Annotated in this window: 9 protein-coding genes and 1 pseudogene; 4 read left to right on the plus strand and 6 right to left on the minus strand. The window is 44.1% G+C overall.

Annotation, left to right across the window (positions count from 1 at the left end; translation table 11 throughout):
* Positions 1–152 precede the first annotated feature (152 nt).
* A complete protein-coding gene (trxA, locus tag G511_RS0116170) occupies positions 153–479 on the minus strand; it encodes a thioredoxin TrxA (RefSeq protein WP_028470566.1) in 327 nt (108 codons plus the stop codon).
* A gap of 179 nt (positions 480–658) precedes the next feature.
* On the opposite strand from trxA, the gene ppx reads away from it, so the two are divergent.
* Entirely contained in the window at positions 659–2,179 is a 1,521-nt protein-coding gene (gene ppx / locus G511_RS0116175) for an exopolyphosphatase (RefSeq protein ID WP_028470567.1), read from the plus strand.
* An 81-nt stretch (positions 2,180–2,260) separates the two neighbouring features.
* On the opposite strand, the gene G511_RS0116180 is transcribed toward ppx, so the two are convergent.
* The 4 genes from G511_RS0116180 to yrfG all read right to left on the minus strand — a co-directional run bounded on the left by G511_RS0116180 (position 2,261) and on the right by yrfG (position 6,006).
* A complete protein-coding gene (locus G511_RS0116180) occupies positions 2,261–3,808 on the minus strand; it encodes a phosphoenolpyruvate carboxykinase (protein WP_028470568.1) in 1,548 nt (515 codons plus the stop codon).
* Positions 3,809–3,984: 176 nt separating this feature from the next.
* Complete coding sequence (hslO, locus tag G511_RS0116185; protein ID WP_028470569.1) at positions 3,985–4,857, minus strand: Hsp33 family molecular chaperone HslO; 873 nt, start codon at positions 4,855–4,857, stop codon at positions 3,985–3,987.
* A 77-nt stretch (positions 4,858–4,934) separates the two neighbouring features.
* Positions 4,935–5,330 (minus strand): ribosome-associated heat shock protein Hsp15, encoded by a 396-nt coding sequence (gene hslR, locus G511_RS0116190; RefSeq protein WP_036552264.1) that lies wholly within the window; start codon positions 5,328–5,330, stop codon positions 4,935–4,937.
* Positions 5,323–6,006 carry a GMP/IMP nucleotidase gene (gene yrfG, locus G511_RS0116195; protein ID WP_281170426.1) on the minus strand — a complete coding sequence of 228 codons (684 nt, stop codon included), beginning with the start codon at positions 6,004–6,006 and terminating at the stop codon, positions 5,323–5,325. The genes hslR and yrfG overlap by 8 nt, the downstream gene beginning before the upstream one ends.
* A gap of 41 nt (positions 6,007–6,047) precedes the next feature.
* On the opposite strand from yrfG, the gene nudE reads away from it, so the two are divergent.
* Positions 6,048–6,599 (plus strand): ADP compounds hydrolase NudE, encoded by a 552-nt coding sequence (gene nudE, locus G511_RS0116200; protein WP_028470572.1) that lies wholly within the window; start codon positions 6,048–6,050, stop codon positions 6,597–6,599.
* A gap of 25 nt (positions 6,600–6,624) precedes the next feature.
* Here the strand turns inward: nudE and G511_RS0116205 are convergent, their stop codons facing one another.
* Complete coding sequence (locus G511_RS0116205; protein WP_028470573.1) at positions 6,625–6,906, minus strand: hypothetical protein; 282 nt, start codon at positions 6,904–6,906, stop codon at positions 6,625–6,627.
* Between the two features lie 271 nt (positions 6,907–7,177).
* Between G511_RS0116205 and G511_RS0116210 the strand changes: the two genes are divergently transcribed.
* Together G511_RS0116210 and G511_RS23160 are read left to right on the plus strand one after the other, a co-directional pair.
* Positions 7,178–7,762, plus strand: coding sequence for a superoxide dismutase (locus G511_RS0116210; RefSeq protein WP_028470574.1), 585 nt, complete (start codon positions 7,178–7,180; stop codon positions 7,760–7,762).
* 118 nt (positions 7,763–7,880) lie between these two features.
* Positions 7,881–8,167, plus strand: a pseudogene (locus tag G511_RS23160) (IS3 family transposase); the annotation flags it as partial.

The raw sequence follows: 8,167 nt of genomic DNA on the forward strand, positions 1-8,167 counted from the left end.
AAATTCGAAAGAGTATATGTAAAGAACTGAAACGCTCAGATACTGAATAGAAGCGCCAGACAGATCAAATATAGAAGGTTGTATCGCGAGTGTCTAGTAAAACGGAGAAGATAATTACTAAAGTTGCTATTTCTTCCCCGTTTTCATCTAGCTTATAGGTTTGAATCAATAAAAGCAGACAACTGCGATTTTGATAACGCGCCTACTTTCGTCGCCTCAACATTGCCGCCTTTAAACAGCATTAGTGTTGGGATACCACGAATACCAAACTTAGGTGGTGTTTCACTGTTCTCATCGATATTCAGCTTACAAATTTTCAAACGACCTTCATAATCTTTAGCGATCTCTTCCAGCACTGGTGCAATCATTTTGCACGGACCACACCACTCTGCCCAGTAATCAACCAACACGGCAGTGTCTGCTTTTAGAACATCTTCATCAAAAGATGCATCAGTAACATTAACGATATTTTCGCTCATTTAACCTCTCCAAACGCACCAGAAACGCTGAGTGCTTTCAAAACAAAGCAAGATGATACCATCTGAATGAAATAAATGTGAACTCTCTTCATTCATTGAGCTAATTCACTGAATATGTCTTTTTGTTCTGCTACTCTTGAATTTTTTACACCGCTAACGCTAAAGAGAAGATTAGCTTAATGCACAATTCAGAAAACCATACAGATTCAGTAACGGACGACTCACTTCTCGCCGCTATTGATCTGGGTTCTAACAGTTTCCACATCGTTGTTGCCCGACTCTCCCAAGGCGAGTTGTCTACCGTCGATATCATGTCAGAAAAAGTACAGCTAGGAGCCGGCATAGGTCCTGATAAAAAACTTTCTTGCGAAGCGATGGAAAGAGGCCTTGGCTGTTTAAGCCGATTTTCACAGTTATTGAGTGATTTGCCACACGATGCAGTGAAAATCGTCGCCACAAACGCACTTCGAGAAGCAGCCAACCGTTATACCTTTACCGAACAAGCCGAAAAGGTACTGGGCATACCTATAGAAATTATTGCCGGCAGAGAAGAAGCCCGTCTTATCTACTTAGGCGTATCCCATACCCTAGCCAATACCACGGGGGCCCGGCTAGTAATAGATATTGGCGGAGGAAGTACCGAATGTATTATCGGTGAACATTTCGAGCCACTTGAAATGGAAAGCCTGCATATGGGCTGCGTGAGCTATACGCGCCGCTTCTTCAGTGATGGCAGCATCAATGAAAAGAACTTCAAGCATGCTGAACATGCTGCTATGCGTGAGCTACTTTCCATCCGGGAGCGCTATAAAAAAACCGGTTGGGCTACGAGCGTTGGTTCTTCCGGCACGATAAAAGCCATAAAAAACGCCTGTATTGCCAGCGGTTTTAGCGAAGAGCGCATCACTCGTAAAGGCTTAGAGCAACTAAAAAAACAGATCCTCTCATTCGACACCTTATCAGAACTTGATATCGATGGTGTTAAAGCAGAAAGAACTGCCATTTTACCGGCAGGCCTAGCAATACTCATGGCGCTATTCCAGTCATTAAAAATAGAAGAAATGACTTTTTCTGATGGCGCACTTCGTGAAGGCTTACTCTACGATATGGCTGGGCGTTTACGCCACGAAGATATACGCGAGCGTTCAATCTCCGCTCTGATGAAACGCTACCATGTTGATGAAGCTCATGCACAACGTGTTGAACACACCGCTTTGGCAGCACTATCGCAAGTAAAAAAAGCATGGAACCTTAACTCAGCCTCTCATCAGGAGATGCTTAGCTGGGCAAGCCGCACGCATGAAATAGGCTTAACCATTGCGCACAGCCAATTTCATAAGCACAGTGCTTACTTGCTACAGCACTCCGACCTTGCAGGTTTTACCAAATCAGAGCAGCAGCTTCTTGCATTTTTAGTTCGAGGAAATCGCCGCAAATTTCCAAAAGGTGATTACAAACAGCTACCTGAACGCCGTAAAGATGCCTATAAGAGACTATGCGTCTTGCTCAGGTTATCCGTTATTTTGCATCGTAGTCGTAATGCCTCTGCTCTGCCTGCATTTACATTAAAAGCAGATGGGAAGAAACTAAATCTAAATTTTGCGAAAGGTGTACTGATAGAACACCCATTGACTCAAGCTGACCTTGAACAAGAGATAGACTACCTAAAAAATGCAGATATTAAACTAAGCATCAGTTAATCACCCCTGATGCTATAAGCGTTATAAACGAAAAAGCCCCTGCTTATTCACATAAGCAGGGGCTTTTTGTATCAAAATTACTTAAACTTTAGGGCCAGCATCAATAATGTCAGTAGAAACACCTTCAAACTTCGTGAAGTTGTCAACAAACTGGCCAATCAGGTCACGTGCAGCAGCATCGTAAGCCGATTTGTCTTCCCATGTATCGCGAGGGTTCAACAAGGCTGAATCAACACCCGGTACAGAAGTAGGAACGGTCAAGTTGATACCCGGCAACTCCTGAGTATCAACACCTTTCAATGCACCACTCTGAATCGCAGCAATCACACCACGTGTTGTAGGAATGCTGAAACGCTGACCTGTACCGTAAGAACCTCCTGTCCAACCGGTATTAACCAGATAAACCTGAGAGTCAAACTCTTCAACACGCTTCATTAACAGCTCAGCGTACACGCGAGCAGGACGTGGGAAGAACGGAGCGCCAAAGCAGGTAGAAAAAGTGGATTTAATACCACCACCTGAACCCATTTCAGTAGACCCTACTAATGCTGTGTAACCAGACAAGAAATGATACGCCGCTGCTTCTTTTGTCAAAATAGACACAGGAGGCAAAACACCCGTCAAGTCACATGTAAGGAAGACAACCGCTTTTGGTTCGCCACCCATATTAGTAGCAGAGCGCTTTTCAACATGCTCTAGTGGGTATGCACAACGACCATTCTCGGTTAGAGAAGTATCATCGTAATCCGCTTTACGATTATCATCTAGCTTTACGTTTTCAACGATTCCGCCAAAACGAATTGCATCCCAGATGATAGGCTCGTTTTTCTGGCTCAGGTTGATAGTCTTCGCGTAACAACCACCTTCCAAGTTAAATACCACACCTTTGCCCCAACCATGCTCATCATCACCAATAAGGTAACATGTAGGATCTGCAGATAAGGTCGTTTTACCTGTACCTGATAACCCGAAGAACAATGTAGTGTTACCATCCTCGCCGATGTTTGCTGAGCAATGCATAGGCAAAACATCTTTTTCAGGAAGCAAGAAGTTCTGTACAGAGAACATCGCTTTCTTCATTTCACCCGCATAACGCATACCGGCCAACAAAACTTTACGCTTAGCAAAGTTAAGGATGACACAGCCTTCGCTATTAGTGCCATCACGCTCAGGTACACATTCAAAGTCAGCAGCATTTATAATCTGCCACTCTTCTTTCGCTTTTGGGTTGTATTCTTGTGGACGGATAAACAGGTTCTGGCCGAACAAGTTCTGCCATGCTGTTTCTGTCGACATTTTTACTGCTAGGTACTGATTTGGATCAGATCCCACATGAACATTAGCTACAAAATGTTCTTTGCTAGCCAAGTACTCTTCAACACGATTCCAAAGAGCATCAAATTTATCAGCATCGAATGGGCGGTTAATGCTACCCCAGTCAATAGAATCAGCAGTGCTAGGTTCTTCTACGATATAACGATCCATCGGAGAACGCCCTGTGCGCTTACCAGTAGTCACTACTAGTGCGCCGGAATCTGCCAACGTTCCTTCGCCACGGCTAATTGCCTGTTCCACGAGCTCAGCACGGGTCAGATTAAAGTGTACGGTATTCTCAGTTTCTTTGGTCATTCTGTGGATTCCCTTGGCTCGGCGCCAAAAAACGTTACCTAAAAAGCAAAAAACCCCTTTATTCTGCGTATAACCGACAGTGAGTAATTATTTGGGGATGCATATTATTACAAAAAGTTGCGATTTATGCCATGCCAAAACCGCAGATCCGCGGCTTGGCAGCCATCACATCAGCATCAATGCAGTTGATCAGATTTAGGCACATGTGCCGAATCTGAAAACATTGCTCTGATATCTGTTTCATCAAAGCTGTAATGTTCGTTGCAAAACTGACAAGCAACATCGATAAGACCTTGTTTTTCAATAATTTCAAGCAATTCATCTTGCGTTAGAAACTGTAAACTATTGGCACTCCTCTCTCGCGAGCAGTCACACTTGAATTCAACTGAATCAGGATCATACAAACGACATTGCTCTTGATGGAATAGACGAAAGAGTAATGCATCGTTATCTAATTCCAGCAACTCTTCTGCTTTGAGCGTCGCACCAATCTGTTCAATATGCTCCCAGTCGTTTTCAGCAGTACCTGCTGCTGGCATCACTTGTAACAAGAAACCAGAAGCACGATGTTCATCAGCAGCCAAATGAATTTGGGTTGGCAATTGCTCGGACCGCTCAAAATAGTCAGCCAAACAAGCAGCCAATGTTTCTTTTTCTAGAGGTACAATTCCCTGATAACGCTGCCCAACCTCTGGCTCAATCGTAATCACCAGATGACCATCACCGATCAACTCAATAATGCCCGCGTTCTCATCAATATCACCGTCATACCTAGCAATACCCCGGCATTCACGCTTATTGTTCACTTCAGCCATCAATGCACTAACAGTCCCCGAACCTTGGGCCTGCAACAAGAGTCGCCCATCAAATTTTAAGGTGGTGCTCAGCAATGCTACCGCGGCTAGCATCTCCCCTAACGCATTACGTATCGCTGTGGGGTAGTCATGTAGCGCGAGCATATCCTGATAGGTTTTATCCAAACCCACCAACACACCCCGGATATCGAGATCATCAAATAAAATACGCTGAATTTGATCAGGGTTACTCATATTGCCAATTTCTCACTTTTACAAAAGATTATTCGTTGCCCATTTTACCACAAAGTTTTTGCTGCAAACGCTAGCAATTATCCTCTTTGTAACTCTTTCACACCTAACAACTGACGACGGCTACGTTTATCCGGCTTATGTCCAGGGCTTAGGTCAGCGCCTTTCAATGCTTTTCTTTGCAACGCTTCTTTTTCTCGACGCTCCAAACTCTCTGCTGTTTCTTCATATAATAGCTGTGCGTCTACTGCGCCACGGCGCTGCTCAGATAAAGCTTTTACAATAATCACACGCTGATCAAAGCCTTGGCGAATGTGCAGCGTAGCACCTAGTTCAACTACCTTGCTGCACTTAGTTCGCTGCCCTTCATAATGCACTTTACCACCGTCAACCATCTGCTTGGCGATGGCGCGAGTTTTATAAAAGCGTGCCGCCCATAGCCACTTATCTAGACGGATCTTGACCTGTTCAGACATCTTTGCCTCCTTCAGGTTTAAGCTCATGGAAGTGTTCTACAGCGCCAAATTCATCGATATCACGTATTGGGCTTTGGCTATCGGGTTGTGAAATAGCTAACAAATAACGGATACCATACTTTTTCGCTGATGCTAAAACAGACAAGCTGTCATCTATTAAGAGAGTCCGCTGGGGGTTAAAAGGTTCAACTTCCTGCAGCTTTGTCCAAAAAGTCAGGTCTTCTTTAGGTAAGCCAAAATCATGTGAGCAAACGATTGAATCAACACGCTCGGCTAAATCAGTCCTTTCTAGTTTTAATGAAAGGCTACCACGATGCGCATTAGTCACTATTACTGAGCGCATTCCCGCAGCTTTCACTTGTTTAAGAAAGTCTTGTACATACGGCCTAAAAGCAATGCGATCCGCCACTTCTTTTTTTAGAGCAACGATATCGACGTTTAACTCTTGAGACCAGTAATCCAAGCAATACCAGTTCAGCGTCCCATACTCCTTCATGATGCGCTCGTGTAACCACTCTCGCGCGGTCTTCTCATCCATTTTGTGGATATCAGCGTAGCGTACCGGCAAATGCTCTAACCAAAAGAAAGAGTCAAAATGTAAGTCCAGCAGAGTTCCGTCCATATCTAACAAAACAGTATCAATACTGGACCAATCAAGCGTAGCAGGTACAATCACATCAATGCCTCTTATATCAATCCATCAGAATGGATATTAGTATGCCCGTGAAACCCGAGATTTTGAAGGTCACACCTACCGCCCGCAGCCGTCTATTTCAGGTAGAAGAGTTAGAACTACGCTTTAGTAATGGCGTAGAACGAACGTATGAGCGCTTAGCATCGCGTGGCAACGGCGCTGTCATGATCATAGCCATCGATGCAAAAGATAATGTCATTCTGATTCGAGAATATGCCGGCGGCATTGAAGATTATACGCTGACACTCCCCAAAGGCTTGATTGACCCTGGCGAGACAGCAGAACTTGCTGCCGATAGAGAACTCAAGGAAGAAGCGGGCTTTGGTGCTAACAAGCTCAATTTTTTAAAGGAGATGACATCGGCACCCAATTATATGGGGCACCGTATTTCAGCGATTATTGCTCGAGACCTCTACCCTTGTAAGCTTGAGGGAGATGAGCCAGAACCTATGGAAGTCGTCCATTGGCCGCTATCTAATATAGAAGAGCTCATAGCTTTGCCCGAGTTCACAGAAGGACGAGCAATTGCAGCCTTGTATATGACGCGCCACTTTCTATCGACTGAAAACAAGTAGCGCGACAATCATTTAATAACGAAGCCTAAGGGTTTGCACACACTTGTGAGCCCTGGCGAATATCTTGCTCTACCTTAGTTTGAGAAAGCTCATCACCTAAACGGTTATCCATAATCGCTCGCACTTCTAAGTCGCTATAACGTTTATGCACATAGTCAGACAAACATTCACACTGTTCTTGCGACGCATTGCCAGAGGCAACACACCCAGCAATAAAAGGCTCGTACGTTTTTGAAGTTAAATACTGCGTTTTAATCACAAAGACCGCCAACAATACTGCAGAGATCCAAAGAAGTACTTTAGCCATGATGAATTATCTATTCTTGTTTTAGTGAATGGGCTTCAGCTTACCTGAAGGTTGGTTATTCTAGAGTGAGCCTTATTAATTTGCAGCAAACTTTAGTCGCAACTAGATCTAATCACACACAAATTGTGTCATGAAAAGACAAAGCAAGGGTGATATCATCTACTCACAAATATGTCGTGGGTCATCTAATCTTTGTCTGAAAGGGATGTCCATAACTGCTATCCATAACTACAACGATATGCTGAACGTGTCGACAAGAAGGTGAAAACACATGAGCTTTGAACTACCTGCACTGCCATTTGCAAAAGATGCACTAGAACCACACATCTCTGCTGAAACGCTTGATTTCCACCACGGCAAGCACCACAACACATACGTAACTAAACTAAATGGTTTGGTTCCTGGTACTGAATTTGAAGGAAAGACTCTTGAAGAGATTATCCTTTCAGCTCCAGCTGGCGGTGTTTTCAATAACGCTGCTCAAATCTGGAACCACACGTTCTACTGGAACAGCCTATCTCCAAATGGTGGTGGCGAGCCTACTGGCCCAGTTGCTGATGCAATTATCGCTAAATGGGGTTCTTTCGCTGCATTCCAGGAAGAGTTCAACGATAAAGCCGTTAACAACTTCGGTTCTAGCTGGACTTGGTTAGTTAAAAACGATGACTTCTCTCTAGAAATCATCAACACAAGCAATGCTGGTACGCCAATGACTAACCGTCAGCGCGCTATCTTGACTTGTGATCTGTGGGAACACGCTTACTACATCGATTACCGTAACGTACGTCCTGATTACCTGAAAGGCTACTGGTCTCTAGTAAACTGGGACTTCGCTAACCAGAACTTTGGCGCGTAAGTTATAGCAAAAAAGCATCTATTAAATAGATGCAAAAAAGGCCATTGAATAATAATTCAATGGCCTTTTTTATTAACCTGTCCCGTCCTGAAATAGGTTTACATATTGAGGACCTATTATGGACACATCAACCCCCACGCATCATAAGCGCAGTCAGTGCGATTACACAATGGGCTTTAAATTGCAGTTGAAAAAGGCGACATGACCTATAAACAAGCTCAAAAGATATATGGTATTCAAGGGCGATCTACCGTTCTGACTTGGTTAAGAAAGCACGGCAAGCTAGATTGGTCCCAGCCAACGCATAGAATTATGACTAAATCACCCCAAAGCAAAGAAACGCCAGCCCAGAAAATTAAGCGCCTAGAGAGGGAGCTTGAAGATGAGCGAGCGAGAAACCTGTTA

Origin of the sequence: Neptunomonas japonica DSM 18939 (assembly GCF_000422765.1) — a bacterium.
GTDB lineage: Bacteria > Pseudomonadota > Gammaproteobacteria > Pseudomonadales > Balneatricaceae > Neptunomonas > Neptunomonas japonica.

Bases quoted from the DNA above. Each gene is read 5' to 3' on its own strand.
- trxA (WP_028470566.1), bottom strand. From the start codon at position 479: ATGAGCGAAAATATCGTTAATGTTACTGATGCATCTTTTGATGAAGAT.
- ppx (WP_028470567.1), top strand. From the start codon at position 659: ATGCACAATTCAGAAAACCATACAGATTCAGTAACGGACGACTCACTT.
- G511_RS0116180 (WP_028470568.1), bottom strand. From the start codon at position 3,808: ATGACCAAAGAAACTGAGAATACCGTACACTTTAATCTGACCCGTGCT.
- hslO (WP_028470569.1), bottom strand. From the start codon at position 4,857: ATGAGTAACCCTGATCAAATTCAGCGTATTTTATTTGATGATCTCGAT.
- hslR (WP_036552264.1), bottom strand. From the start codon at position 5,330: ATGTCTGAACAGGTCAAGATCCGTCTAGATAAGTGGCTATGGGCGGCA.
- nudE (WP_028470572.1), top strand. From the start codon at position 6,048: ATGCCCGTGAAACCCGAGATTTTGAAGGTCACACCTACCGCCCGCAGC.
- G511_RS0116205 (WP_028470573.1), bottom strand. From the start codon at position 6,906: ATGGCTAAAGTACTTCTTTGGATCTCTGCAGTATTGTTGGCGGTCTTT.
- G511_RS0116210 (WP_028470574.1), top strand. From the start codon at position 7,178: ATGAGCTTTGAACTACCTGCACTGCCATTTGCAAAAGATGCACTAGAA.